The organism is Arthrobacter sp. Y3224055 (genome assembly GCF_059090825.1).
This window is the reverse complement of the sequence record NZ_JBNHGB010000005.1, coordinates 329,193-354,113: the sequence shown is the minus strand read 5'-3', so window position 1 is coordinate 354,113 and position 24,921 is coordinate 329,193. Positions and strand designations below refer to the sequence as shown.

The 24,921-nt window shown below is 70.1% G+C and carries 20 protein-coding genes; 10 read left to right on the top strand and 10 right to left on the bottom strand.

The window, feature by feature from the left end:
* Positions 1-60 precede the first annotated feature (60 nt).
* The 5 genes from AC5RTY_RS13950 to AC5RTY_RS13930 all read right to left on the bottom strand — a co-directional run bounded on the left by AC5RTY_RS13950 (position 61) and on the right by AC5RTY_RS13930 (position 5,789).
* Positions 61-1,098 carry a lipid II:glycine glycyltransferase FemX gene (locus AC5RTY_RS13950; protein WP_494139705.1) on the bottom strand — a complete coding sequence of 346 codons (1,038 nt, stop codon included), beginning with the start codon at positions 1,096-1,098 and terminating at the stop codon, positions 61-63.
* Positions 1,095-2,372 (bottom strand): mannose-6-phosphate isomerase, class I, encoded by a 1,278-nt coding sequence (gene manA, locus AC5RTY_RS13945; protein WP_494139704.1) that lies wholly within the window; start codon positions 2,370-2,372, stop codon positions 1,095-1,097. The genes AC5RTY_RS13950 and manA overlap by 4 nt, the downstream gene beginning before the upstream one ends.
* Positions 2,373-2,495: 123 nt before the next feature.
* Positions 2,496-4,088, bottom strand: a complete 1,593-nt coding sequence (locus AC5RTY_RS13940; protein WP_494139703.1) for an LCP family protein — start codon at positions 4,086-4,088, stop codon at positions 2,496-2,498.
* A gap of 52 nt (positions 4,089-4,140) precedes the next feature.
* Positions 4,141-4,668, bottom strand: coding sequence for a 5-(carboxyamino)imidazole ribonucleotide mutase (gene purE / locus AC5RTY_RS13935; RefSeq protein WP_494001448.1), 528 nt, complete (start codon positions 4,666-4,668; stop codon positions 4,141-4,143).
* Complete coding sequence (locus AC5RTY_RS13930) at positions 4,665-5,789, bottom strand: 5-(carboxyamino)imidazole ribonucleotide synthase (RefSeq protein ID WP_494001867.1); 1,125 nt, start codon at positions 5,787-5,789, stop codon at positions 4,665-4,667. The genes purE and AC5RTY_RS13930 overlap by 4 nt, the downstream gene beginning before the upstream one ends.
* 196 nt (positions 5,790-5,985) lie before the next feature.
* Here AC5RTY_RS13930 and AC5RTY_RS13925 point away from each other — a divergent pair, with 196 nt between their 5' ends.
* Positions 5,986-6,558 (top strand): GtrA family protein, encoded by a 573-nt coding sequence (locus AC5RTY_RS13925; protein WP_494026469.1) that lies wholly within the window; start codon positions 5,986-5,988, stop codon positions 6,556-6,558.
* Between the two features lie 25 nt (positions 6,559-6,583).
* Here AC5RTY_RS13925 and AC5RTY_RS13920 read toward each other — a convergent pair whose 3' ends face one another.
* Positions 6,584-7,279: a TIGR03089 family protein gene (locus tag AC5RTY_RS13920; RefSeq protein WP_494139702.1), complete on the bottom strand. Its 696-nt coding sequence runs from the start codon at positions 7,277-7,279 to the stop codon at positions 6,584-6,586.
* Positions 7,280-7,551: 272 nt separating this feature from the next.
* Between AC5RTY_RS13920 and AC5RTY_RS13915 the strand changes: the two genes are divergently transcribed.
* Genes AC5RTY_RS13915 through AC5RTY_RS13905 form a run of 3 tightly spaced genes read left to right on the top strand, consistent with a single transcriptional unit; the run spans position 7,552 to position 13,372 of the window.
* Complete coding sequence (locus tag AC5RTY_RS13915) at positions 7,552-8,100, top strand: WhiB family transcriptional regulator (protein ID WP_494139701.1); 549 nt, start codon at positions 7,552-7,554, stop codon at positions 8,098-8,100.
* Positions 8,101-8,129: 29 nt separating this feature from the next.
* Positions 8,130-11,513 carry a glycosyltransferase gene (locus AC5RTY_RS13910; protein ID WP_494139700.1) on the top strand — a complete coding sequence of 1,128 codons (3,384 nt, stop codon included), beginning with the start codon at positions 8,130-8,132 and terminating at the stop codon, positions 11,511-11,513.
* Positions 11,510-13,372 carry a DUF5719 family protein gene (locus tag AC5RTY_RS13905; protein WP_494139699.1) on the top strand — a complete coding sequence of 621 codons (1,863 nt, stop codon included), beginning with the start codon at positions 11,510-11,512 and terminating at the stop codon, positions 13,370-13,372. Before AC5RTY_RS13910 ends, AC5RTY_RS13905 begins: the two co-directional genes overlap by 4 nt.
* 31 nt (positions 13,373-13,403) lie before the next feature.
* Here the strand turns inward: AC5RTY_RS13905 and AC5RTY_RS13900 are convergent, their stop codons facing one another.
* Entirely contained in the window at positions 13,404-13,889 is a 486-nt protein-coding gene (locus AC5RTY_RS13900; RefSeq protein ID WP_494139698.1) for a metallopeptidase family protein, read from the bottom strand.
* Between the two features lie 247 nt (positions 13,890-14,136).
* On the opposite strand from AC5RTY_RS13900, the gene AC5RTY_RS13895 reads away from it, so the two are divergent.
* From AC5RTY_RS13895 to AC5RTY_RS13880, 4 genes are all read left to right on the top strand, one after another.
* Positions 14,137-14,526: a DUF3499 domain-containing protein gene (locus AC5RTY_RS13895; protein ID WP_494001441.1), complete on the top strand. Its 390-nt coding sequence runs from the start codon at positions 14,137-14,139 to the stop codon at positions 14,524-14,526.
* A 125-nt stretch (positions 14,527-14,651) separates the two neighbouring features.
* Positions 14,652-14,897, top strand: a complete 246-nt coding sequence (locus AC5RTY_RS13890) for a Trm112 family protein (RefSeq protein ID WP_494139697.1) — start codon at positions 14,652-14,654, stop codon at positions 14,895-14,897.
* 10 nt (positions 14,898-14,907) lie between these two features.
* Positions 14,908-16,401, top strand: coding sequence for an adenosylhomocysteinase (ahcY, locus tag AC5RTY_RS13885; RefSeq protein ID WP_494001439.1), 1,494 nt, complete (start codon positions 14,908-14,910; stop codon positions 16,399-16,401).
* Between the two features lie 195 nt (positions 16,402-16,596).
* The gene (locus AC5RTY_RS13880) at positions 16,597-17,841 is read left to right on the top strand and encodes a L,D-transpeptidase (RefSeq protein ID WP_494139696.1); all 1,245 of its coding nucleotides are present in this window, start codon (positions 16,597-16,599) and stop codon (positions 17,839-17,841) included.
* A 52-nt stretch (positions 17,842-17,893) separates the two neighbouring features.
* On the opposite strand, the gene AC5RTY_RS13875 is transcribed toward AC5RTY_RS13880, so the two are convergent.
* On the bottom strand, positions 17,894-18,697 hold the full coding sequence (locus tag AC5RTY_RS13875; protein WP_494023660.1) for an RDD family protein: 804 nt from the start codon (positions 18,695-18,697) through the stop codon (positions 17,894-17,896).
* Between the two features lie 109 nt (positions 18,698-18,806).
* Here AC5RTY_RS13875 and AC5RTY_RS13870 point away from each other — a divergent pair, with 109 nt between their 5' ends.
* Together AC5RTY_RS13870 and AC5RTY_RS13865 are read left to right on the top strand one after the other, a co-directional pair.
* Positions 18,807-19,799, top strand: coding sequence for a stage II sporulation protein M (locus tag AC5RTY_RS13870; protein ID WP_494139695.1), 993 nt, complete (start codon positions 18,807-18,809; stop codon positions 19,797-19,799).
* A gap of 152 nt (positions 19,800-19,951) precedes the next feature.
* Entirely contained in the window at positions 19,952-21,313 is a 1,362-nt protein-coding gene (locus AC5RTY_RS13865) for a TIGR01906 family membrane protein (RefSeq protein ID WP_494139694.1), read from the top strand.
* A gap of 21 nt (positions 21,314-21,334) precedes the next feature.
* On the opposite strand, the gene AC5RTY_RS13860 is transcribed toward AC5RTY_RS13865, so the two are convergent.
* Both AC5RTY_RS13860 and AC5RTY_RS13855 read right to left on the bottom strand, forming a co-directional pair.
* On the bottom strand, positions 21,335-23,146 hold the full coding sequence (locus tag AC5RTY_RS13860) for an AMP-dependent synthetase/ligase (RefSeq protein WP_494139693.1): 1,812 nt from the start codon (positions 23,144-23,146) through the stop codon (positions 21,335-21,337).
* A 49-nt stretch (positions 23,147-23,195) separates the two neighbouring features.
* Positions 23,196-24,836 carry a dolichyl-phosphate-mannose--protein mannosyltransferase gene (locus tag AC5RTY_RS13855; RefSeq protein ID WP_494139692.1) on the bottom strand — a complete coding sequence of 547 codons (1,641 nt, stop codon included), beginning with the start codon at positions 24,834-24,836 and terminating at the stop codon, positions 23,196-23,198.
* Positions 24,837-24,921: the final 85 nt, after the last annotated feature.

Sequence of the window (24,921 nt, the reverse complement as noted above, 5' to 3'; positions counted from 1 at the left end):
CACCGGCCCGAGCCGGTGCGGGGTTTTCCTCTTGTCGTTCCGGGACGGATCCGCGGGCGGTCAGCGGGGGAGCGTGCCGCGCAGCTTGCGCACGGCCGGCACGACGGCGGCGCGCGCCTTGCGGGCGGCCGGCAGCACCGCGGCGCGGACCTTGTGCACGGCGGGGGTTACGGACTCCCGGGCCGTGCGCGAGAGCAGGTAGGCCCGGTACATGAGCTGGTTGACGGGCAGGTCCCAGCTGCCCGGATAGCTGACCTCGTAGCCGCCGAAGGAGCGCTTGAACCGGGAGAAACCGGCCCACGGGTGGTCGGGCTCGTCCTCGGGACTGACGCCCCACATATCGAAGTGGCGGATGCCGGCGGCGCGGGCGTCCATCATCATGGTCACCACCAGCGGAATCCCGGCGTTGAGCTTGCGGTGGGCGTCGTCCGCCGCGGCGTGCGCATACACCCGCGTGGCCTCCGTGTCATAGGACAGCGCGGCCGCGATCGGCTGCCCGTCCAACCGGGCGATGAACAGTTTGGCCGCGCCGGCCGGGACCAGGGTCCGGGCTGCGTTCCGCAGGTAATCGTCGGACTGGGCCTTGAACTCCGCGCGCTCGGAGACGTCGTGCAGGAAACCCAGCAGGATTTCGATGTCCGCCGGGTCGCTGGAGACATCGAACGTGACGCCCTTCTTGTGGATATTGCGGTACAGGTTGCGGCTGGTGCTGCGCATGGCGGCCAGCAGATCCTCTTCCGGCTGGCTCAGGTCCAGCATCCAGGTCAGTTTCGGCTGGACGTCCACCGGTGCCTTGACCAGGCCCAGCGACTGCAGCGCCGCCTGCGGCCGCTGGCCGAGGTCGGTGCCGACCGGTTCGATCCGCACGTAATGGGCGCGTTGTTCCGCGGCCAGGGACTGCAGGGCGGCCAGCGCGCGGATCAGGGCGGCGTTATCTGCCGCGGCCGGGCCGTACGGGACGTACAGGAACCGGCCCAGGGGCGTCTTCTCCGCGATGGCCAGGAAGTTCCAGCCGTCACCGCTGCGTTCGAAGACCTGTTTGCCCAGGCTGCGTTGAAAGTCGGCCCAGGGCGCAGACTGCAGGATCGAAGCGGTCAAAGTGTTGCTCCCGTTCGTTGTTGATCGAATTCATGTGTGCCGCCCGAGGTGGTCACCGCGAACAGCACCGCGCCGGTTCCGGTGTCTCCGGCCGGGTGCACGTTCACCGGTTGTTCCGTGTCGGGGATGAACGCGGCCTCGCCGCGGCCAAGCATCAGGTCGGACTTCGGGGAGTCCAGCAGCACGCTGCCGGACACGGCCAGCACGATCGCGGGGCCGTGCTGGGCCAGCGGCACCGGGCTGCCGCCGTCGGCCAGTTCGATGCGCTGGAGCTGGAACTCGGCAAAGGGCGGGCAGTACAGTTCCTGGCCGGCATCGGTGATGGTCGGTTCCACCATGGGCGGGGCGATAGGCCGGAAGTTCGTAATCTTCACCAGTTCGGGCAAGTTGACGAACTTCGGGGTGAGGCCGCCGCGCAGCACGTTGTCCGAGGCCGCCATGACCTCCACCCCGAGGCCCTGCAGGTAGGCGTGGATGTTTCCGGCGGGCAGGCACAGTGCCTGGCCGGGGGAGAGTTTGACCAGGTTCAGCAGCAGCGAGATCAACGCGCCGGGGTCGCCCGGATACAGTTCGCCCAGGCGGGCGACCGCTGCATATTCGGTGCCCAGGCTGCCGGCCGGTGTGGCCGCCAGCAGGCGGGCCGTGTCCGCCGCGAGCCGGGTGGAGCGCTCCCCGCCGTCCAGCAGCGCCACGAAGGCACCGCGGAGGGCCGCTTCCTCGTCGCCGCCACCCAACAGTTCCAGCACCTCGTCCAGGAGATCCAGGGCCGCGCCGGCGTCCGCCAGCCGTGGTTTCAGCCCGGCCAGCAGCCGCGCCGCGTCGCGCGGGGGGCGGAAACCGCACAGCGCCTGGAAGTCGCTGAGCGCGAAGATCATCTCCGGCTTGTGGTTGTCGTCCCGGTAGCTGCGCTGCGGGTCGTTGAAGGAGATGCCGGCCGCATTCTCCGCGGCGAACCCTGCGCGGGCCTGCTCGAGCGTGGGATGGACCTGGAGCGACAACGCGGAGTCGGCGGCCAGGACCTTGGTCAGGAAAGGCAGCGTGGCGCCGAACAGGCCCAGGACCGTCTCGCCCAGGGCGGCGCCGGGGTTCTCCTTGATGAACTCGTCGAGCGGCCGTTCGCCTCCGGCCAGCTGCACCCGTGACGGGGAGTCGGGGTGCGCGCCGATCCAGAGTTCGGCTTCCGGCCCGCCGGACGGTTCCCGCCCGAACAGCTCGGCAATCGCCGTCGTCGAGCCCCAGGCATAGGGACGCACTACATTCGTCAACCGATACATGTGAAGCCTCTTCCTCGTCCTTGTTCCCACGATCCTCTCAGACCCCGCGCCGTTGCAGCATTCCGGCAGCACCCGCCGCGCACCGGGGGGACGCCGCCGGACCGGCGTGGCAGCGGGCCGGGATCAGGGGACCGAGCACTTGCCGTTGTTGGCCACCAGGGCGCCGAGCGTGGCGGTATCGCCGATCTCGGCCAGCTGCTGGAGATACTCCGCGGTGACCTGGGGCTCCGCCGGCGCCTCCGGGGCGTCGGCCGCATCCGGTGCAGCCTCGTCCGCGGGGCCGGCCCCGCCCTCACCGGCGGTGGTTTCTCCGCCACCGGAGCCGGCGTCGCCGCCGGCGCCGCCGCCGTCGTCCTTGGGATCTTTCTGCCGAGTCTGCTCTTCCTGGGTGAACATCTCCTGAACGCGGGGATGAATCACCGAGAAGTCGGGGTAGGTGACGAAATTCTCCGCGGCGGTGCCGAAGTCCGGCGGTCCGATGGTCAGCCGCTTCACCTTCTGGTCTTTGGCCTTCAGCGCCAGCGAGACGAAGCTGCCCAGCTGCGAACTGGGAATGTCCGTCTCGACGACCTGTTCGCCGGCCTCGGCCAACTGCTGGAAGCGGGTCAGCACCGTTGCCGGGTCCAGCTGCTTGACCATCGCCGACATCACGCACTGCTGGCGCTGGACGCGGTCGTAGTCGGTGGCGAATTCGCGGGAGCGGGCGTACCAGAGGGCGTGGTAGCCGTCGAGCTCCTGGACGCCCGGGGCGATCCAGCCCTTCGGCGGGTAATGCTGATTGGTGCCGGGGATGGTCCTGTTGGAAATAGGCACCCAGCCGCCGGCCTTGACCGTGATGCCGCCCATCGCGTCCACCAGGGCTTCGAAGCCGTCCATGTCCACGAGGGCATACGCCTGGATCTCGATGCCCAGGATCCCGCTCACGGCGTCCTTCATGGCCTCCGCGCCAGGGTTCTTGGCATCAGGGTAGCGGTCGGCGTGGTTTTGCTCCACGTCGACGTAGAGGGCGTTGATGATGCATTCGTCACCGCAGCTGAAGCCTTCCGGATACACCTCGTGCATCGGCGAGTCCGCCGGGAACGGGGCGTTTTGGAAGTTGCGCGGGATGCCGAACATGACGGTCTGGCCGGTCTTCGCGTCGACGCTGACCACCTGGATGCTGTCGGGGCGCAGCCCCACCCGCCCGGCACCGGCGTCGCCGCCCATGAGCAGGAAATTGTAGCGGCCGTCCACCGGGTCGAACGCGGGCCGGGTTTCGAAGATGGAGCTGAAGGCGTTGCGGCTCACGTTGAGCAGGTAGGCGGCGTAGCCCAGGCTGCCGCTGGTGAGCACCATCAGGGCAACCAGCGTCACCGCCACCGCCGGCTTGGCGCCCGGGGCCAGCAGGTTGGGCCTGATGATGCGCAGGGTGTTCAGGAACAGGAACGCCCAGAACAGCGCCAGCGCCGCCAACACCACAACGAGGGCCAGCGATCCCCAGCGGTCGGTGGCCAGGTTCACCAGCAGCGGCCAGTTCACCAGGGCCATGACGGCCGCGGCCACAACGGCCGCCCAGGTCAGCAGCGTCACGGCCAGGCCGCGCCGGCCCAGCCGGCGGTCCCCTGCCACGATCTGGGCGCTGCCCGGGACGAGCAGGGTCAGCAGCAGCAGGACGAAGGCGCGCTTGGTGCGCACCGGCGCCGGAGCGTGCTGGGGGTAGCGGACCGGATCGGTCACCCCGCGCGCCGAAGACCCCGACGGCTTCCTCGGCGGCTGGGGACCCACCGCCCTAGGCCTCGCCGGAGCCTGCGGCGCGTTCACGCAGCGCGGCTCCCTTGTCGTAGGCGGACCGGCGCAGGCCGGACGCGAACTCGAGCAGGGCCGGCTGCAGCCGCCCGGCCAATTCGTCGCCACCGGCTGCCAGCATCCGCACGGCCAGCAGCCCGGCATTGCGGGCTCCGCCGATGGACACCGTGGCCACCGGCACCCCGGCGGGCATCTGCACGATGGAGAGCAGGGAATCCATGCCGTCCAGGTACTTCAGGGGCACCGGCACCCCGATCACCGGCAGCGGGGTTACGGAGGCGAGCATGCCGGGCAGGTGCGCGGCACCGCCGGCGCCGGCGATAATGATCCGCAGTCCCCGGGAGTGAGCGTCGCGGCCATAACCGATCATGTCCTCGGGCATGCGGTGCGCGGAGACGACGTCGGCCTCGTAGGGGACGCCGAATTCCTCCAGCGCCCGGGCGGCGGCCTCCATGACGGGCCAGTCGGAATCCGAGCCCATCACCACGCCGACTATCGGCTTGTTGCTCATGGTTTGCCTTCCTGGGGGTCCACGCCGTCGCGGACAATCGCCGCGACGCGGTCCGCGCGCCGGCGCAGTTCCTCCACCTGGGACGCGTCGCGGCCCACCACATTGACGTGGCCGATCTTCCGGCCGGGACGGACAGACTTGCCGTAGCCATGCAGCTTGACGGACGGTTCGGCGGCCAGCGCGCGCGGATAGGCCGAGAACAGGTCGGTATTTGCGCCGCCCAGGTAGTTCTTCATGACGACGGCGCCGCCGAGCAGGGACGTATCGCCCAGCGGCAGATCCAGGATGGCCCGCAGGTGCTGCTCGAACTGGCTGGTGACCGACCCGTCCTGGGTCCAGTGGCCGGTGTTGTGCGGGCGCATGGCCAGTTCGTTGATCACGAAGCCTGCTCCGCGTCCCGGGGTGGCGAACAACTCGGCGGCCATCACGCCGGTGACGCCCAGCTCGTCGGCCAGCCGGAGCGCCGCCTGCTGGGCCGCCTCGGCGACGTCCGCCGGCAGGTCCTGTGCCGGCGCGATCACTTCGTCACAGACGCCGTCCACCTGGATGGTGTGCACCACCGGCCAGGCCCGTGCTTCGCCGGACGGAGTCCTGGCTACCAGCGCGGAGAGCTCCCGGCTGAAATCGACTTTTTCTTCGACCAGCAGCGCGCCGCCGGTGAACCAGTCGGCCGCCTCGGCGGCAGCATCCGCATCGCGGATGATCCGCACTCCCTTGCCGTCGTAGCCTCCCCGCGGCGTCTTCAGCACCACCGGCCAGCCAATCCTGCCGCCGAAGGCAACCAGCTCGTCGACGCCCGAGACGGGTGCCCACACCGGGTTTGGCAGCCCCAGCCTGTCCACCACCGCGCGCATGACCAGCTTGTCCTGCGCATGGATCAACGCGTCAGGATGCGGCTGCACGTTGACGCCCTCGGCAATCAGGGCCTGCAGATGTTCGGTAGGGACGTGCTCGTGATCGAAGGTCATCACGTCCAGGCCCTTCGCGAACCCCCGCAGCGCCTCCAGGTCGCGGTAGTCGCCCACGGGAGCCGTGGCCACGGCGGGGACCGCGGAAACATCGGCGGCCTCGGCCAGAACACGCAGTTCAAAGCCGAGCTCTACCGCACAGGGTGCCATCATTCGGGCAAGCTGGCCGCCGCCCACTACGCCGATCACTGGAAAACTCACCTAGTCAGGGTACCGAACAGGCTCCGGACGAGTCGCATTGCACTTCGCGCGGCGGGTACGTCCTAGGTAACGCCCAGACTGGCGCAATACAATAGTGCGTCGGCCGGCTCTGCTCCGGCATCCGAGCGAAAGGGATCCACCTTCGATCATGAACCGAACTATTTCCGAGCGCCTGCGCGCCATTGTTTCCCTTTTTTGGCGGGAAGTGGCGAAGTTCGGCACGGTCGGCGGGATCGCCTTCATCGTGGACAACGGCGTGTACTGGTGGCTGATCAACGGGCCCATGGACGACAGCGTGGTGAAGGCGCGGTTCGTTTCCGCCTCCGTGGCAACACTGTTCTCCTGGGTAGCCAACCGCTATTGGACGTTCCGTCATCGCCGCCAGGCGAACGTGTTGCGCGAATTGGTGCTGTTCATCGTCATCAACGTCATCGGCATGGTGGTCTCCGCAGGCTGCGTCTGGATAGCCCGCTACCCGCTGGAGGTGACGGACCGGACCATGCTGCTGTTCGCGGGCATCGTCGGCACGGTGCTGGCCACCGTGATGCGCTTCTTCGCCTACCGGTTCCTGGTGTTCAACGTTGAGCTGGACGCCGAGCCGGAGTTTGCCGAGGACCGCAAGATCTTCGAGCGCCACCCCGAGGACAATGCCGACCAGCCTCCCGCGGACGCGGCGCCGGAGGTCGACGGCCCCCAGGCATCGGGCACGGCGCGCGGCTAGGCGGGGTCCGGGCCGGATCACCGGTTCACAGTTGTACGGTGACCCGTTCGCTGTCCAGCAACCGCTGGGTCACCTCTACCTCCGGGTGCACCAGCACGACCGTGCCGCCGCCCTGCCAGGTTGCCAGGGCTTCGCGAAGCACGTCCGGCCAGGGGGTGTGCGCCGGCACCAGCAGGTTCCTGGCCGCTGTCGGCCGGTCCAAAAGCCGGGCGAAGGTCAGCGCTCCGCCGTCGTCCTCCAGGGCCAAGCCGTTTGCCGCCACGGAATCGATTCCCAGGTATTCATCCGCGTAGGAGCGGACCTCGGCCGCGTAGTCGAGGACGCCGTTGGGCAGTTCCCCGGGCCAGCGCAACTGGAGCGCGCCCAGGGCGACCAGGACCTGGTGTCCGCTGCCTTCCCGCACCAAAAGGGCCGGATCCGCGGCCACTACCACGTCGGCGCTCCGGGCGGCCTCGCCCAGCCGGACGGTGGCGCCGGCCTGCCACGCGGCCAGCGCCCAGACCAACGACCGCCAGTGCGGGTCCATCAGAAGACCCACGCTCGTACCCTCGGCGGCGTCCAGTTCCTCGGCCAGCAGGTTCGCCGTCTTGGCCACCCAGTTGTCCAGCACGCGCCCGGACAGCTCGATGCGTTCGCCCTCCGGGCCGTACCAGACCAGGCAGGGGGACGAGCCCGGGCGCATTCGGGCCAGCAGGTCGGTGATCGTGGCGGGGGTGCTCACGGTGCTCCTTAATGTCGGGTTCGTGGCCCAGCCGGAGGCCGGCTGACGCCTGCACGCGGTATTTGTGACGCACATCACGGGGGCGGGCCCTCGCGTGGCGTACGCGGATTTCGCTGCCGGGTCTCTAAGATTCCCGCCGGCGCTTGACTTGAACGTATTACACCCATGTAATTAGTTATTAAACGTGTAACAGCATGCTTGTGTCCGGCGCTGAGATCCAGCGCTGCACATGAATCTAACACCATGCTGGTACAGGAACTCCGGGAGGGCTGATGGGGCAGGCAGAACGTAGTGCGCACCGGCGGGAGCTCGAAGCGCAGGCTTCGGCATCGCACGGATCGCGCGGCGTACCGGCAGACTGGTATGTGGATCCGGCAGATCCGACGGCGGCAGAACGCTTCCGCGAATCCAGCCAGCAGACACTCGAGGACGCGGCCACCGCCTTCCTCGCCGCGCACGAAGCGTTGGCGGAGGGACCCGGGGCCGAGGTATTGGAGCTGACTGCTCCGCGCCTGCTCCGGGAACCGGCCGAGGCCGACCCGGCGCCGAAACCGCAGTGGATCGGGCTGCCGGGCCTCGGCGTCGGCTATGAGGACGAGGGAGAACTCGGCTGGCAGGCCGATGCCCTGTGCGCCCAGACGGACCCGGAAGCGTTCTTCCCCGAGAAGGGCGGATCCACCCGCGACGCGAAGAAGGTGTGCGGCGCGTGCACGGTGCGCTCGCAGTGCCTGGAGTACGCGCTGGCCAATGACGAGCGTTTCGGCATTTGGGGAGGCCTGTCGGAGCGCGAGCGCCGCCGGCTGCGGAAAAGAGCGCTCTGATTCAGCAGCAAGTTCGCGTCACAGCCGTTGTGGTAGCCCACGACGGCGCTTCCTGCCTGCCCCAAACCCTGGCAGCCCTGGCCCGGCAGACGAGACCCGCCGATGCCCACGTCGGGGTGGACACCGGATCGTCCGACGGGTCCGCTGACCTGCTGCGCGCGCAACTGCCCGCCGGCAGCCCGGTGGCCGCGGCTTCCCACCGCGCCGGGTTCGGCGCCGCGGTCCGGGTGGGGCTGGCCGAGCTGCCCAAGCACACCCCGGACGACGGTCCGGCCCAGGAATGGCTGTGGCTGCTCCACGATGATTCCGCCCCGGAGCCTGATGCGCTCGAGGAACTGCTGCTCGCCGTGGAAACGGCACCGTCGGTAACCATCGCCGGTTGCAAACAGGTGGACTGGGACGACCCGCGCCGGCTGGTCGACGTGGGCCTGACCGTGAGCCGCTGGGCCGAACGGCTGACCATGATCGACGTCGACGAGATGGACCAGGGCCAGTACAACGGCCGCAGCGACTTCTTTGCCGTCAACTCCGCCGGCATGCTGGTGCGCCGCGACATCTTCGACCAGCTGGGCGGGTTCGATCCGGCCCTGCCCGGGACCGGTGACGACGTGGACCTGTGCTGGCGGAACCGGCTGGCCGGCCACCGCGTGGTGGTTGTCCCCACCGCGAGGGTTCGCCACGCCGCCCGGACCGGCGACCACGGCACCGCAAGGGCAGCCCGCAAGGCTCAGATCCACCTCCGGCTCAAGCATGCGGCCTGGTGGCAGGTGCCGTTCCTGTGGATCGGGGCCCTGCTCGGCGGGCTGTACAGCTTCCTGGCCTCGGTGGTGGCCAAGGACCCCATGCACGGGCTGCGGCAGCTGGGTGCCACCCTTGCCGCCTTGTTCCGACCCGCGGGCTTTTTCGCGTCCCGGCGGCAGGCCGCCAAGACGCGCAGGACCTCGCGGGCCATAGTGCGCCCGCTGATGGTCCCGAGGCGCGAGGTCTGGGCCTACCGGCGGTCACTGGCCGAGTCGCTGCGGCCCGAGCTCGCCGTCGGCGTCGTGGGCGACGGCTCCGGATCGGATGCCGGCGGCAGCGACCAGCCCACCGGCGGATCCGACGACTTCGCGGCCCTCGCCGCGCCCGCCCGGACCTGGGTGGGTACGGGACTGGTGGCCGCCGCCGTCGTGCTGGCCCTCGTCTCCACGGTGGGCATGTTTGACTTCTTCGGGGCGCCGGCGCTCGTGGGCGGCGGACTGCTGCCGGTCTCGGCCACCGTCGCCGAAATCTGGCACAACGCTTCGAGTTGGTGGATCTCGCTTGGCTCCGGCGTCCCCGGGCACGGCGACCCCTTTGGCTACGTGCTGGCGGTCCTGGCCGTGCTGGGTTTGGGGAACGGTTCCGCCGCCGTCCTGACGCTGGTGCTGCTGGCCATGCCGTTGGCCGCCGCCGGCGCATGGTTCGCTGCCGGGGCCTTCACACAGCGGCGCGGGCTGCGCTTCTGGGCCGCGATGTTCTGGGCGAGCGTTCCCGCGTTCCAGGTCGCGTTGGGCACGGGCCGCCTGGGCGCGCTGATCGCCCACCTGCTGATCCCGTGGGCCGTGCTCGGTCTGCTGCGCGCCACCGGCTCCGCCGTCCAACGCGCCGACGCCAACCGGCCCCTGCTGCCGCACGAAGCCGTGCACAAGCCCGGGATCAACGGGAATCCCTCCTGGACGGCGGCGGCAGCGGCGGGACTCTGCCTGGCCGGCATCACGGCGTCGGCACCGGCGCTGCTGCCGGTGGTCGTCGTCTTCATCGCCGTCCTGATGCTGGCCTTGCGCCGCCGGGCCAAGACCGTCTGGTGGGCGCTTATCCCGCCGCTGGCACTCGCCCTGCCGATGCTCGTCGCCGGGCTGGACCAGCCGCGCGCGCTGCTGGGCGATCCCGGCCTGCCGCTGGCCTTCCACGCCGCCCCGCTGTGGCAGCAGCTGATGGGCTTCCCGCTCGCCTTCGGCCCCGCCGACGGGCTGGCCGGGGCCGGGATGCTGGAGGAACTGGCCCAGGGTCCGTGGGCGCTCGCCTACGCGCTCGTCGTCGCCGTGCCGGTGCTGGCGCTGGCCGTGGCCGGGGCGGTCACGGGCAAGGGTGCCGGCCGCGCACGGTTGCTCTGGCTCGGCGTGTTCCTGACCCTCGCGGCCTCCTTTGGTTCATCGCTGCTGGCCACCGCCGTCGCACCGGGAGCGGTGGTGACACCGTTCACGGGTCCCTTTGTCTCGCTGGCCCTGTTCCTGCTTTTGGGCGCGGCACTAATCGCCGGGGACCGGCTGCGGCACGACCTTGCCGCAGCCGGGCGCCCGGCCTCGGGCCTGCGGCGCACCGTGGCCGTGGCCGCCGCCGTCCTGATGGCGCTGGGCCCGGCAGCGAGCCTGGCGCACTGGCTGGTGCCCCAGTTCACCGGCTACACACCGTCCAGCGAGGCGCGGACCCTGACGGACTTCGGTACGCAGCTGAAGGTAACGCCCGGGGCCGGCCGCACGCTGCCGGCCACCTCTGCGGACAGCGGGACCGGGCCGGAACAGGCCCGTGCGCTCGTGTTGACGGCGGGAACCGGCGGCGCGGTGACCGCTGCCGTGATGCATGGCAGCGGCACCACCCTGGACCAACTCTCGGCCATTTACTCGGCGCGGGCCCTGGCCGGTCCGCTCACCGAAGCCCAGGTGCGCTCCGACGACGACGCCGACGCAGAATTGCGGAACACCGTGGCGGTCATCGTTGCGGGCACCGGCGTGGATCCGCGGCCGTCCCTGGTGAGGCTCGGCGTGGACTTCGTGGTGCTGCAGGAGTCCGATACGGCGGCCGAACTGCTTGCCGGCCGGATCGACGCCGTGCCCGGACTGACCTCCGTGGGACGCACCGACTCCGGATGGCTCTGGCGGGTGGTCGGAGCGACCGGTAAGGACGGCACCGCGGCAGGCCAACTGACCGCCCGGGTGCGCCTGGTCGATGCCAACGGCGACCTGCTGCAAACCGTGCCGTCCGGCTGGACCGCGGCGGCCGGGGAGATTCCCGCCGGCGAGCCCGGACGTCGGCTGATCCTGGCCGAGCGGACGGACCCGGGCTGGACCGCCACCCTGAACGGCCGGCCGCTGGAATCCTCGCAGGACGGCTGGGCCCAGGCGTTTGAAGTGCCGGCAGCAGCGGGTACCGTAAAGATCGGTTATTCGAGCCCGTGGTCGCCGTGGATCGGCATCCTCCAGGTGCTCGCCATCGGACTGACCGTCCTGCTCGCCATACCGATCCCGGCCCGGCGGCGGTTCGTGCCGCGCCGCATCGACCACATCAAGACCACCGGGGCGGATGCCGGCCCCGCGGAACTGCGCAGGGCGGCATTCGAAGACCCGGCCGACGGCGGCGCAGTTGCCCTGGCCGGAAAAGGACAGCAACGATGACCGAGACGGGTGGCCGCGGCGAGGAGCCGCGGGCGACAGAGGCGGCGATTGGGCCAACGGCCGCTGCCGCATCCGCACCTGATGGCGTGCAGCCGGACCGGGACAGCGCGGCCGAGCCCGTGCAGCCGGAGCGGGACAGCGCGGCCGAGCCCGTGCAGCCGGAGCGGGACAGCGCGGCCGAGCCCGTGCAGCCGATCGACCGCAAGGCCGCCAAGCGTGCCGCGCGGCGGGACCGCGCACGCGATGCCGCCGCGGGCAAGCCTGCCGCACGCTCCGGCAGTTCCACCGCCGGCGGCACGCCGAAGCGCGGCGGCCGGCGGACGCTGGGCGCCGTCTCCGGGGCGGGCCTCCTGCTGCTGACCGGAGCCGCGGTAGCCGCCGGCAGCCTGGCGGACGTGCCGGGCGCGGCCGCCGAGCGGCCGCCCGTGTCCGCTGCCGTTCCGGCCGGAGACTACACCGCGGTCTGCCCGGAGCCCCTGCGGCTGCTGGACAGCGCCGCCGAAGACACCGATCCGCAGTTCAGCCCGGTCTCCACTACGGCGCAGACCAGGGCGCGGGCCCTGGTGCTCAGCGACCTCGGCGGCAATGTCCCCGGCAGCGAGCTGACGGAACTGGGCGCGGGCACTCCGCTCGCGCGCATCGCGGAACCGACGGAAAAGTCATCCGGCGAGACCAAGATGGTGGCGTCCGTGGTGTCCGGACAGGACCTGTCCGCTCCCACCGTGCTGCGGGCCGCCCCGATGGGGGAGACCACCGCGCTGGCCGGCGCGGCGATGGCCTACCGGGCCTCCGACGGCGACCTGCGCGGACTGGCCGCTGCCAACTGCATGGCACCGGCCAATGACTTCTGGCTGCTCGGCGCGTCCACCACCGTGGGAACCACGTCCGTGCTGAAACTGCACAACAGTTCCCAGACACCCTCCTCGGTAGACCTCGAACTGGTCTCGTCCGAGGGGCAGGTCCAGGCTGCCGGCACCCGCGGGCTGCTGGTCGCTCCCGGGGAGTCACGCTCCATCGTGCTGGCGGGAGTGGCCGCAAACCAGGAATCCCTGGCCGTGCGCGTACAGTCCTCCGGCGGCCCGGTGACCGGCTTCATCCAGCAAAGCATCCTGCGCCAGCTGACCCCCGGCGGCGTCGAGTTGCTGCAGGCGTCGGCCCCGGCCGGCACGCGGCAGGTGGTCACGGGAATCACCGTCCAGGACCAGAAACCGGCACGGGCCATCCGGGACCAGGACGGTTATGAGGACGCGGCGCCGGCGCTGGACGTGGCGGTGCCCGGCGTGACCGACGCGGTCCTGGAAGTGCGCGTCTTCGGTTCCGACGGCCCGGTCAGCCTCCCGGGCGGCGGCGTCGTCACCGCGGCGGCCGGGAGCGTCACCAGGGTGCCGCTGGAGTCGTTGCCGGCCGGCACGTATGCCGTCGAAATCAGCGCCGACGTGTCCATCGCTGCCGCCGCGCGGGTCAGCAGGGGAACCGAGGCGGGCGAACCGGTGGACTTCGGATGGTCACCCGCGACCGGCCGCCTCGGCAGCAATCATCTGGCGGTCGTGCCGGGCGGTGTCAGCTCCCGCATGGCCTTCAGCGCGCCGTCGGGGGACGCCCGGGTGGACATCACGCCGGTGGATCCGAAGGGCAGACTGGGGGAGAAGCAGGCGGTGACCGTGCCCGCCGGAACCACCGTGACCCTTGATCCCCGGGCAGACGGCGCCGACGCTGCGGCCCTGTTGATCAGCGCGTCCGGCGAAGCCGTCTACGGCGCCCAGGTCCTGACCGACGGCGGTGCTCCCGACGTTGCGGTCCTGCCGGTGCCCGCCGGCACCCAGGCGCAGACCGCGGTGCCGGTCGATATCGGGTACTAGGGAAGAAGCGGCGTCGGGACCGGAACGCCGGTCAGGGGCGGGTCCGGCCGTAGCCGGGGTCAACCGCTTCCGGGGCCATGTTCAGCAGCTGCGCGGTCTGCTCCACTACCACATCGTGGATGAGCTCCGGCAGTTCGGCCCGCAGCCGGGCGGCCGCCTGGACCGGCTGCCGGAAGACGGTCACCACGGCCGGGCGGCTTGGCGCGGCCGGCGTGAAGCTGCCCAGGGGCGCGGCCTGACCGCGGGCAAGCAACTCTTCGAGTCGGGGCGGAATGTCCTCGACCACGAATTGGGCTGCTTCGACCCGCTCCCCCCAGAAGTACGCCAGCCGCTCGGCGGACTCCGCGACCCACGCCTCGAACTGTTCGGACCTGGTCAGGTGCCCGGGCAGGTTGGCGGGCAGCAGGTCGCCGCGCAGCCCGCGGCCGCGGCGGTTCCGGCGTCGTGCGGCAAACGGACGGCGCCAGCCACCGCCGTCGCTGTCCAGCGAGAGGGTCAGTGATGGTCCGTTTTCCATATACCGACTTTAAGCCCGAGGACCGGAATAAGGCACCCGGGCCCCGCGGCGGTGCGCCGAAGCGTCCCGCGGCGTCAACGCGACCCGGCCCCGGCAGCGTCGCTCCGGAGCACCCGGCAGCGGTGCGACGTCCGGCGGGCGGCGTCCGGCGGGCCGCGTCTGCGCGACCCGATTGTGACCTAATCTTCGACCACCGGCCCGCGCCGGTGGTCGGGAAGGAGGGAGGCCCGGAGTAGGATGCATTCTCGTGGGATCCATTCGTCAATGTTCACGCTCGGCCTGTCAGCGGTCGGCCATCGCTACTTTGACGTACGTATATGCCGATTCCACCGCCGTGCTGGGCCCGCTGGCAACCTATGCCGAGCCCCACTGCTACGACCTGTGTGCCGAGCACGCCGAACGGCTGACCGTGCCCCGCGGCTGGGAAGTCATGCGGCTGGCCCTGCCCGAGCAGGCGCCGGTCCCCAACCCCGACGACCTGTTGGCCCTGGCCGACGCCGTGCGGGAGGCGGCCCGCACTCCCGAGGTGCCCGACGAGGCGCCCCAGCCGCGCGGCCAGCGCGAGCCGTTGGAACCGCCCGCGGGCGCCGCGGGCACCCGGCGCGGGCACCTGCGCATTCTGCGCGGACAACCCTAGGGCGATACGCTGGGAGACGGGCAGCGCGCCGTGCCGGCAACCTGCCGTCCGCGGCGAAGCCCCGCGCCGCCGGCCGCCGGAAGCGGACGCAGCCGAAGCTGCTGGAGATCAAAGGACACCATCGCATGGCACATCTGACCCCCGAACTGCTGGCGGTTTTGCGCTGCCCGGCTACCGGTTCATCACTGGTCCAGGAGGGCGACGAACTGCTCTCGACCGGCCGCACCGCCGCCGGAGACCGGCTGCACTACCGGATCGAAGACGGCATCCCGGTGCTGCTGCCGCAGACCGCCCCCGCCGGCGGCGCCCCTGATTCAACCAACGACGGCGCCGCTGCCTCCCCCAACGACGGCCCCGCTGACCACGCTTAGGAGCATTACTGTGACGTTCGATTACAAGGTCAAGGACCTCTCGCTGGCAGCCGCCGGCCGCCACCAGATCCGCCTGGCGGAGCACGAGATGCCGGGCCTGATGGCCCTGCGCGCAGAATTCGGCGAGGCCCAGCCCCTGGCCGGCGCCAGGATTGCCGGTTCCCTGCACATGACGGTGCAGACCGCGGTCCTGATCGAAACGCTGACCGCGCTCGGAGCGGAGGTTCGCTGGGCCTCCTGCAACATCTTCTCCACCCAGGACGAGGCCGCCGCAGCCGTCGTGGTGGGCAACGGCACGCCGGAGGAACCGCAGGGCGTTCCGGTCTTCGCCTGGAAGGGGGAAACGCTCGAAGAGTACTGGTGGACGGCCGAGCAGATCCTGACCTGGCCCGGCGCCGACGAAAACCCCGAGCTGGGACCGAACATGATCCTGGACGACGGCGGCGACGCCACGCTGCTGCTGCACAAGGGCGTGGAATTCGAGGCCGCCGGCGCCGTCCCCTCGGCCACCGCGGAGGACCCGCACGAGTACACGATCATCCTGGACGTGCTGCGCGCCTCGCTGGCCAAGGACCCGCAGAAGTTCACCCGGGTCGCCGCCGGCATCCGCGGCGTCACCGAGGAAACCACCACCGGCGTGCACCGGCTCTACCAGCTGGCGGAGCAGGGCCAGTTGCTGTTCCCGGCGATCAACGTCAACGACGCGGTGACCAAGTCCAAGTTCGACAACAAGTACGGCATCCGCCATTCGCTGCCCGACGGCATCAACCGGGCCACCGACGTTCTGATGGGCGGCAAGACGGCGGTTGTGTGCGGCTACGGCGACGTCGGCAAGGGCGCGGCCGAGGCGCTGCGCGGCCAGGGCGCCCGCGTCGTCGTCACCGAGATCGACCCGATCTGCGCCCTGCAGGCCGCGATGGACGGCTACCAGGTCACCACCCTGGACAAAGTAGTGGGCGAGGGCCACATCTTCATCACCACCACCGGCAACAAGGACGTCATCATGGCGTCCGACATGGTGAAGATGCGCGACAAGGCCATCGTGGGCAACATCGGCCACTTCGACAACGAAATCGACATGGCGGGCCTGGCCGGCGTCGAGGGCGTACAGAAGGTGGAGATCAAGCCGCAGGTGCACGAATGGGTCTTCGATGCCGGGCTAGCGACCGAGCGCTCCATCATCGTGCTCTCCGAGGGCCGCCTGCTGAACCTGGGCAACGCCACCGGGCACCCTTCGTTCGTCATGAGCAACTCGTTCGCCAACCAGACCATCGCGCAGATCGAGCTGTTCACCAAGCACGGCAAGCCGGCCGAGGGTTCGGCCACCGGCGAGCCCGAGTACGCCAACCAGGTCTACGTGCTGCCGAAGGTGCTCGACGAGAAGGTCGCCCGGCTGCACCTGGACGCGCTCGGCGTCGAACTCACCGAACTGACCAAGGAACAGGCCGAGTACCTGGGCGTGGACGCCGCCGGCCCGTACAAGCCGGACCACTACCGCTACTGATCCAGACCGGGAGGGCCGACGGCGGGCGTACCGTCCCGCCGTTAGCCGTCCGGTTGAATGGTTACCGGATTGTTGGGCGGGCTCGCCCGCAATAACCCGTCCCTTCGGCGCCGCCCGCCCTACGATGGAGGCAGGGTGCTGTTGTGCCCTGCAGCGGCGGTTACCCGCCGCGGGGGTCTCGTGAGTTGGGTTGGGATGACTGAGGAAAAAAAGAAGCGCAAGGGCCTTAAGATCGCCCTGCTGTGCATCGTCGGAGTGCTGGTGGCAGCCGCCGCGGCCGTCACTGCGGCAACCATGGCTTCGCCCACGTTCGCAGGCCAATTGGGACGGGTGTTCGCCGCCGCCCCGGCCGAGCGGCCGGGCTTCTCCGCGCCGGTCGTCAAGGCGATGTCGGTCGGTGTCACCCCGGCAGACAAAGCCGTGGAGGTTAACCCCGCCACCGTGGCCACCATTACCGCCAAGAACGCCTCCATCAAGGACGTGGCGTTGGCGCCGGCACAGGGCGGCGAACCGATCGCCGGGGAGCTGTCCGCAGACGGCAGCGTCTGGAAGGCAACGGAACGCCTGGACTTCCTGACCGAATACGAGTTCAGCTACACCCTGGTGGACCGCGCCGGCACCGAGACCGTGAAGCAGCAAAGCTTCACCACCGTGCTCGCTCCCAACCAGGCCGACGGCTGGATGTACCCGCTGGACGGGCAAAGCGTGGGCATCGCCCAGCCGCTGGAGTTCAACTTCAGCGAACCCGTGCTCAACAAGGAAGCGGTGGAGGAGGCCATCTCCATCACCACCTCCGCCGGGCAGAAGGGCGAGTTCTACTGGTACTCCGACACCAAGGCCCGCTTCCGCGCGGAAAGATACTGGGAGCCGAACAGCACCGTGACCGTGGACATGAAACTGTTCGGCGTGGAGTTCGGCAACAACATGATCGGCATGAACGACGAGAAGATCACCGTCAACATCCTCGATGACCGCCGGGCGATCGTGGACAACAAGACCAAGACCATGAAGATCTACGTGGGCGGCGACTTGGCCAAGACCTTCCCGGTGACGCTGGGCGACCCGAACTGGCCGTCCAGCAAGGGCATCCACCCGATCATGGACATGCATGAATCGCTGCCGTTCAACCCGCGCAGCATCGGGCTCAAACCGGGAGACCCGGACTGGTACGAGCCCTTCGACGCCAAGTACGCCAGCCGGCTGAGCAACAGCGGCGAGTTCGTCCACACCACCCTGGACCCCTCCGCCCTGGGCGTGCGCAACATTTCCCACGGTTGCGTGGGCATGTCCGAAGCCGGCGCCCGGTACTTCTACGAGACCATGCGGACCGGGGACATCGTGGATATCCGCAATACCGACAGCGGGTTCCTGGACCCGACGGACGGTTTCGGGGACTGGAACGTGGACTGGAAGACCTGGACGTCGCAGGACAAGGGGTAGCCGTCCCGCAGCCGGCGGCTCGGTGGCCACCGGGCGGACCGCGCGGCCGCGCCTAGTCCCGGAAGGGCAGGGAATGCAGCCGGGCGCCACGCCGGGCGGCGCGCTCCTGCTGTCGGGACAGCCGGACGAAGTCGCGTTCGCGCCGTTCGGCCATCACGGCCAGCAGGTACATTTCCGGCGGCGTCCCGGCCGGCGGCGGGGGAGAGACATAGCCGGACGCCTCGTTGGCCAGGGCCGTGGCCAACCGGGCACGGGAGGCCGGAATCATCTTGGGCGCCTGCGAGAGGAACTGGATAATCCGCCGGGCCAGCGGCTCCGGCAACCGCCCCATGTCGGCGAGCTTCACCCAGGGGGCCAGTTGCGGGGGGATTTCCGGCAGGATCTTCGGTGCGACCGCGACGCGTTCCCGCATGCTGTAGGTGCCCGCCAGCAGGTCGCCGAGCCGCTTGGACCTGTCATTGAACAGGGCCACCATGAAGGCCACCGAACCGAGCAGGATGTACAGTTCGAAGACCGCCACGAGGCCGCGGATGAGCGCATGCCGGAACCGGATGGCACCGCCGTCGTCGCGCACGATCCGCAGGCCCATGACCCAGCGGCCCAGCGACTTGCCGCGGGTAAGGGTCTCGACGGCGATGGGCACCCCGACCAGGAAGAACAGCACCACGGCGATGACCAGCGCGCGGGCGGCCGCGGCGTCGAACCCGACCTCGAGGGTCTCCGCCAGCAGCACGAAGGCGGCGATCAACAGGATCACGTTGGCCACCACATCGATGATCGAGCTCAGCGCCCGGACGCCGAACGACGCCGGCCGCAGTTCCAGCACTACCGCCTCGCCGGTGATGACGTTGCTCATCGGATCCCTTTCCCGGGCGGTCTGTGCCGCCCGGTTCCACTCTATCGATCCGGGGCGGCGGGCCGGGCGGCGCCCCGGATCTTCCGCGCGCGGCGGCTAGGCTAGGAGCGTGGATATCGATGCCTTCGCCGCGGTGCATGAGCACGATTGGCAGCGGCTGGACGAACTGAGCGCCAAACGCAGGCTCACCGGCACCGAGGCGGATGAACTGCTCGTGCTCTACCGGCGCACCTCAACCCACCTGTCGATGATCCGGTCGGTGGCCGCCGAGGGCCAACTGTCGGCGGCCCTCTCCACCCGCCTGTCGCGCGCCAGGACGCGGTTCACGGGGGCCCGCTCCAACTTCGCCCGGGACGTGGCGGAGTTCTTCGTGTTGTCGCTGCCGGCCGCGTTCTACCGCCTGCGCTGGCCGACCGTGGTCATCGGTGCCCTCTTCGTCCTGATCGCCTGGCTGTTCGGCGCCTGGGTGGCGGGAACCCCCGAGGTCATCAAAGCGATGGGCTCCGACGAGGACATCCGGCAGTACGTGGAAGAGGACTTCGTCAATTACTACTCGGAGAATCCCAACGCCTCCTTCGCCGGCATGGTGTGGACCAACAACGCCTGGATTGCGGCGCAGGCGGTGGCCTTCGGAGTGACCGGACTGTGGGTGCCGTACATCCTGTTCATGAACGCCCAGGGGGTGGGCATGGCCGGCGGGATGATGGCCGCCTACGACCGGCTGGACGTCTTCTTCCTCTACATCCTGCCGCACGGGTTGATGGAGATGACCGCCATCTTCATTGCCGGTGCGGCCGGACTGCGGATCTTCTGGTCCTGGGTCTCGCCCGGCCGGCTCACCCGCACCGCCTCGCTGGCCCGGGAAGGCAGGTCGCTGATTACCGTCGCCCTGGGACTGGTCCTCGTCCTCCTGATCTCCGGCCTGGTCGAGGGCTTCGTGACCCCCAGCCAACTGCCGGACTGGCTGCGCCTGGGCATCGGTGTGCTGGTGCTGGCCGCCTACTGGATGTACACCCTCGTCGTGGGCCGGCGGGCCTACCTGGCGGGGGAGCGCGGCGACCTGGGCCGGTTCGACGCCGGCGAGGCCGCCGCCACCGGGTAGCTGCCGTCCGGGCAGCCGACGGAGCTGGCAGGCGACGGCCGGGCGGGCGACGGCCGAGCGGGCCGCCCCGCGGGGTGGCAACCGTGAAGCGCCGCCGGCCGGCGGTAGTCTCATAGGCAGAGAGGCCAGCGGCACAGAAAGAGGCGACGGACGTGGCAGTCGAAGACGTGAAATCCGGCGGAGACGAACGCAGGGCACGGACAGCGCCGGGAGAAGCCCCTGGCGCTGAACCGGAGCGCGCCCCCGCGCCTCCGGTCCCTGCCGTCAACGGCCGGTTCCGGGACGGCGCCAACCCGCTGCCCATGCGCCGGCCCAGCCGGCTGCCGGATTTGAGCGCCGTGGCGACTGGCCTCGGCACCGAGCGCGACGGCGGTGCCCCGGACAGCGCCGGAACGCAACCCCGGAGCGACGGGTCCACGCAGCCCGACGCCCGGGCGCGGGCCGCCGGAGGAGCGGGCGCTGCCGCCGAAGCCGCCCGGGTCGGAGCCCCCGTGCCTGCCGGCCGAGCCGCCGGTGGCCCCGCGGCCGGACGGCCGGATCCGGCCGGAGCAGCAGACGCCGCACCGGGCGACGGCCGCCGGGGGACCGGCACGGCCGCCGCTGCCGACCAGGGCCCGGCTGCCCCGAAGCCGCTGCCGGCGCGCCCGCCCATGCCGCCCGGTGGCACGACCGCAGCCGCCGCCGGCAGCGACGCCAACCCGGCGACCGGCGCGCTCTCGGTACGCCCGCCGCGTTCCGAGGTTGTTCGGCGCACGACCGAGCGCGACGAGGCAATGAATGCCAAGCCGCTGGCCGGACGGATCCTGCAGGTTGTCCTGGCGGTACTGTTCCCGCCGCTGCTGATCATCGGTGCTATCCGGCTGGTGGCCACGCCGTTGTTCCTCTGGGCGGAATACCACCGCCCCGGGTTCCCGGCCGACAGCTTCGGCTTCAGCACGGAGGAACGGATGACCTACGGCTCCTATGCGGTGGACTACCTGCTGAATTTCGCCGGCCCGCGATACCTGGGAGACCTCTCCGGCCCCAACGGCGGCAGCCTGTTTTTGGACTCCGAGGTCAGCCACATGGCCGACGTGAAGGGCGTGTTCCTCGCGACCATGCTTGCCGGGGCGGTCATGCTGCTGCTGGCCGTCGTCGCAGTGGTCTACCTGGCCCGCCGCTACCACGGGGGGATCCGGCGCGGCCTGTTCGCCGGTTCCGCCGCGACACTGATCCTGGTCCTGCTGCTGGGCGTCCTGGGGGCGCTCAACTGGCAGCAGTTCTTCACCGAGTTCCACCGGATCTTCTTCGCCGACGGCACCTGGACCTTCTTCGTGGACGACACCCTGATCCGCCTGTTCCCGGCCCAGTTCTGGATGGACGCCGGAATCGTCATTGCCCTGCTGGTGCTGATGGTCTCCTCGCTGGTGCTGGCGCTGACTTGGCCGACCCGCGCCCGGCGGAACCGGAGCGCCGCCGCCGCCGAAGAACAGCGCCGCCGGCACGAACTGCTGCTCGCCCGCGAGCAGGACTAGGCGGCGGCTGCCGGCCAGGGCCTAGCGGTACAGGGAATCGATCTCGTCGGCGAAGTCTTCCAGCACGGTGACGCGCTTGAGCTTCAGTGACGGCGTCAGGTGCCCGGAGGCCTCGGTGAGGTCCTGTCCGAGGACCGCGAACTTCCGGATCTGCTCCGCCCGCGAAACCAGCTGGTTGGCCTGGTCCACGGCCTGCTGCAGCTCGGCCAGGACCGCCGGGTCTTCGGCGGCCTCGGCCAGGCCGACTGGCCCGCGGCCGGCCGACGAAAGCCAGCCGGCCAGGCCCTCTTCGTCCAGGGACACCAACGCCCCGACGAACGGGCGTCCCTCGCCGACCACCACCGCCTGGGACACCAGCCGGTGTTCGCGCAGCGCGTCCTCCAGCGGACCCGGAGCGACATTCTTGCCGCCCGCCGTTACCAGCAGCTCCTTTTTCCTGCCGGTGATGGTCAGGTAGCCGTCGTCGTCCAACGTCCCGACGTCCCCCGTGCACAAGAAGCCGTCCCGAAAGTACTCGGCATTGGCGTCGTCGTTATTGTGGTAGCCGCGGGTGATGCCGATGCCCTTGATCAGGACCTCGCCGTCGTCGGCGATTCTGATGGTGGTGCCGGGCAACGGCAGTCCCACGGTGCCGATCCGGTTGGCGCCGGGCAGGTTTACCGCCGCAGGGGCAGTGGATTCGGTGAGCCCGTAGCCTTCCAGGACCGGCACGCCGATGCCGGTGAAGAAGTGCGCGAGCTTTGGATTCAATGCGGAAGCGCCGGAGACGGTGTACTCCACGTGCCCGCCGAACGCCGCGCGCAGCTTTCCGTAGACGAGCCTGTCGAACACGGCATGCCGGGCCTTGAGGGCCAGCCCGGGCCCGGCGCCGGTGCCGCGTGCCTGCGCATCCCGTGCCCGGGAGTAGGCGACCGCTGTCTGCGCCGCGGCGTCGAAGATCCTGCCCTTGCCGCCGTCGTGCGCTTTCTGCCGGGCGGAGGCGTAGACCTTTTCGAACACGCGCGGAACCACCAGCAGGAAGGTGGGCTGGTAGGTGCGCAGGTCCTCGATCAACTCCGCCATGCTCGATGTGTGGCCCATCTTCACTCCGGCGGTCAGGCAGATCACCTGCACGGCCCGGGCCAGCACGTGGGCCAGCGGCAGGAACATCAGCGACTTCGCGTCCGGGCGCTTGAGGATGTCCGCCAGGAACTCCACGGTGTTGACCGCCAGTTCCGCGAAGTTGCCATGCGTGATGATGCAGCCGCGCGGCCGGCCGGTGGTGCCCGAGGTGTAGACCAGCGAGGCCGCGTCCTGCATGCCCCGGGAGGTCCGGCGCAGTTCAAGTTCCTCGTCGGTGACCGCGGTTCCGCGGGCCTCCAGCTCAGCCAGCCCCTCGGCCTCCCCGTCCAGCTGCCAGACCGGAAGCGCGGCCGGCAGCCCGGACATGGCCTGGCGCACGACGGCGGCCTTGGCGGCGTCCTCGGCGAACACCAGCTTCGCCGCCGAGTCCTGCAGGATCCACTGCACCTGGTGCGGGGACGAGGTTTCGTAGATAGGAACCACCACCGCGCCGGCGAACCAGCCGGCCAGGTCCACCACCGTCCACTCGAACCGGGTCTTGGACATCACGGCAATGGTGTCTCCGGCTTCGATGCCGGAGGCCATCAGGCCCTTCGCCACGGCGCTGACCTGGGCCAGGAGTTCGGCGGCCGGAACATCGGACCAGGCGCCGTTGCGCTTGACCGCATAGAGCGCCCGCTGCGGGTCGCGCTGATGCTGGGCCACCAGGATGTCCGTCAGGTTGGAGCCGGCCGGCATCGCTGCCAGCACTTCGGTTACTGCTTCGCGCACGTCGTGCCCACTTTCTGAATCCGGTAAAAGTCGTGTTGTCCGGCCTGCATCAAATCCAACTTGGCATCCACATCCGCCAGCGCCACTGGTCGTAGCCGATCATCTCTGCGGTCCACACCGGCAGGAAGAATGCCGACACCGCGAGTGCGGCCGCCACGAAGAGCCCGACCACCAGCACGCCTTGGCGCCGGCGCCACGGCGGATCCGTCGCCCGGCCCAGCGCCAGCCCGAGCACGTAGGTCAGGGCCAGGACCAGGAACGGCTGGAAGGCGATCGCGTAGAAGAAGAACGTGGTCCGGTCGGGGTAGAGGAACCAGGGCAGGTAACCGGCCGCGACTCCCGCCAGAATCGCCCCTGCCCGCCAGTCCCGCCGCCCGGCCCAATAGAAGAGCAGCACCAGCAGCGAGGCGGCCGCGGCCCACCAGATGAGCGGGTTGCCGACCACCGTGACCGCCTCGGAGCAGCGGGTGGCCGCCTCGCACCCGCCCTGGCCGGCTTCTTCGGCATGGTAGTAGAACGACGTCGGGCGGCCCATGAACAGCCAGGTCCAGGCATTGGATTCGTACGGGTGCTCGGAATCCAGGCCGTTGTGGAAGGTGTAGGCGCTGCGGTGATACTCGGCCAGCGAGCGCAGCCAGTCCGGCAGCCACCCCCAGGCCGCGGACGGGTTCGACGCCGCCCAGTTGCGGTCGTAGGCATCGTCGGAGCGCAGCCAGCCGGTCCAGGCCGCCAGATAGGTCACCGCCGCGGCCGGAATCATGGTGAAGAACGCCGGAACCCCGTCCCTGATCACGCCGGCGGAAAACCACTCCCTGATCCCCGCGGCACGCCGGGCGCCAAGGTCCCAGAACACGCACATCAGGCCAAACACCGCGACGAACGCCAGCGCCGACCACTTGGTGCCCACGGCCAGCCCGAGGCAGACCGCCGCAGCCAGCCGCCACGGCCGCCAGAGCACCCAGGGACCATACAGCAGCCGCGAAGGGGGCGGCACCCCGGAGGGACCAGCCTGCCGGGCGATTTTCGCGGCCAGCCGCCGTCGCCCGTCGAAGCGGTCCAGCAGCAGCGCGCCGAAGGCGGCGACCACCCAGAACATGAGGAAGACGTCCAGCAAAGCCGTCCGGGAGTGGACCAGATGGTGCCCGTCGATGGCCGTCAGCAAACCGGCGACCCCGCCCAGCGCCGGCGACTTGAACAACGCCTGCGCGATCAGGGCGATCATCAGGATGGACAGCGTGCCGGTAAGTGCGGCGCCGAAACGCCAGCCAAAACCGTTGTCGGAACCAAAAAGCCACATGCCGGCGGCGATCATCCACTTGCCCACCGGCGGGTGCACCACATATTCGGGGGTATCGAGGAGGACGCCCGGATTGCCCGCGTTGAAGGAGTCGTTGGCGTCCTTGGGCCATTCGCGTTCGTAGCCGGATTGCAGGTAGGAGTAGGCGTCCTTGACGTAGTAGGTTTCGTCGAACACCAGCGAACCCGGTTCACCCAGGCGGTAGAAACGCAAAACCCCGCCGAGGACGGCCGTGAGCACGGGGAGCAGCCACGCCCAGGGCCCGAACCGGGCCGGAAGACCGAGCAGTCGGCGGCGCAGCACCGCCTCGCTGAAGGCCCGTCCAGGCGATTCCAGCCAGCCGTGGCGGGGGACAACCGCCGCCGGCGGAGGTGTGGTTCGGGTCACGGCCATCATGTTACCGGCCGGTAGGTGCACGGGTGTGCGGCGCCACAGGCCGGGACGTCGGCTGCCGGACGGCGGTCCTCGCTGCAGTGGG

Excerpts from the sequence above, each read along its gene's own strand:
- manA (WP_494139704.1), bottom strand. The coding sequence starts at position 2,372 with ATGTATCGGTTGACGAATGTAGTGCGTCCCTATGCCTGGGGCTCGACG.
- purE (WP_494001448.1), bottom strand. The coding sequence starts at position 4,668 with ATGAGCAACAAGCCGATAGTCGGCGTGGTGATGGGCTCGGATTCCGAC.
- AC5RTY_RS13930 (WP_494001867.1), bottom strand. The coding sequence starts at position 5,789 with ATGATGGCACCCTGTGCGGTAGAGCTCGGCTTTGAACTGCGTGTTCTG.
- AC5RTY_RS13925 (WP_494026469.1), top strand. The coding sequence starts at position 5,986 with ATGAACCGAACTATTTCCGAGCGCCTGCGCGCCATTGTTTCCCTTTTT.
- AC5RTY_RS13915 (WP_494139701.1), top strand. The coding sequence starts at position 7,552 with ATGGGGCAGGCAGAACGTAGTGCGCACCGGCGGGAGCTCGAAGCGCAG.
- AC5RTY_RS13905 (WP_494139699.1), top strand. The coding sequence starts at position 11,510 with ATGACCGAGACGGGTGGCCGCGGCGAGGAGCCGCGGGCGACAGAGGCG.
- AC5RTY_RS13900 (WP_494139698.1), bottom strand. The coding sequence starts at position 13,889 with ATGGAAAACGGACCATCACTGACCCTCTCGCTGGACAGCGACGGCGGT.
- AC5RTY_RS13890 (WP_494139697.1), top strand. The coding sequence starts at position 14,652 with ATGGCACATCTGACCCCCGAACTGCTGGCGGTTTTGCGCTGCCCGGCT.
- AC5RTY_RS13880 (WP_494139696.1), top strand. The coding sequence starts at position 16,597 with ATGACTGAGGAAAAAAAGAAGCGCAAGGGCCTTAAGATCGCCCTGCTG.
- AC5RTY_RS13875 (WP_494023660.1), bottom strand. The coding sequence starts at position 18,697 with ATGAGCAACGTCATCACCGGCGAGGCGGTAGTGCTGGAACTGCGGCCG.
- AC5RTY_RS13855 (WP_494139692.1), bottom strand. The coding sequence starts at position 24,836 with ATGGCCGTGACCCGAACCACACCTCCGCCGGCGGCGGTTGTCCCCCGC.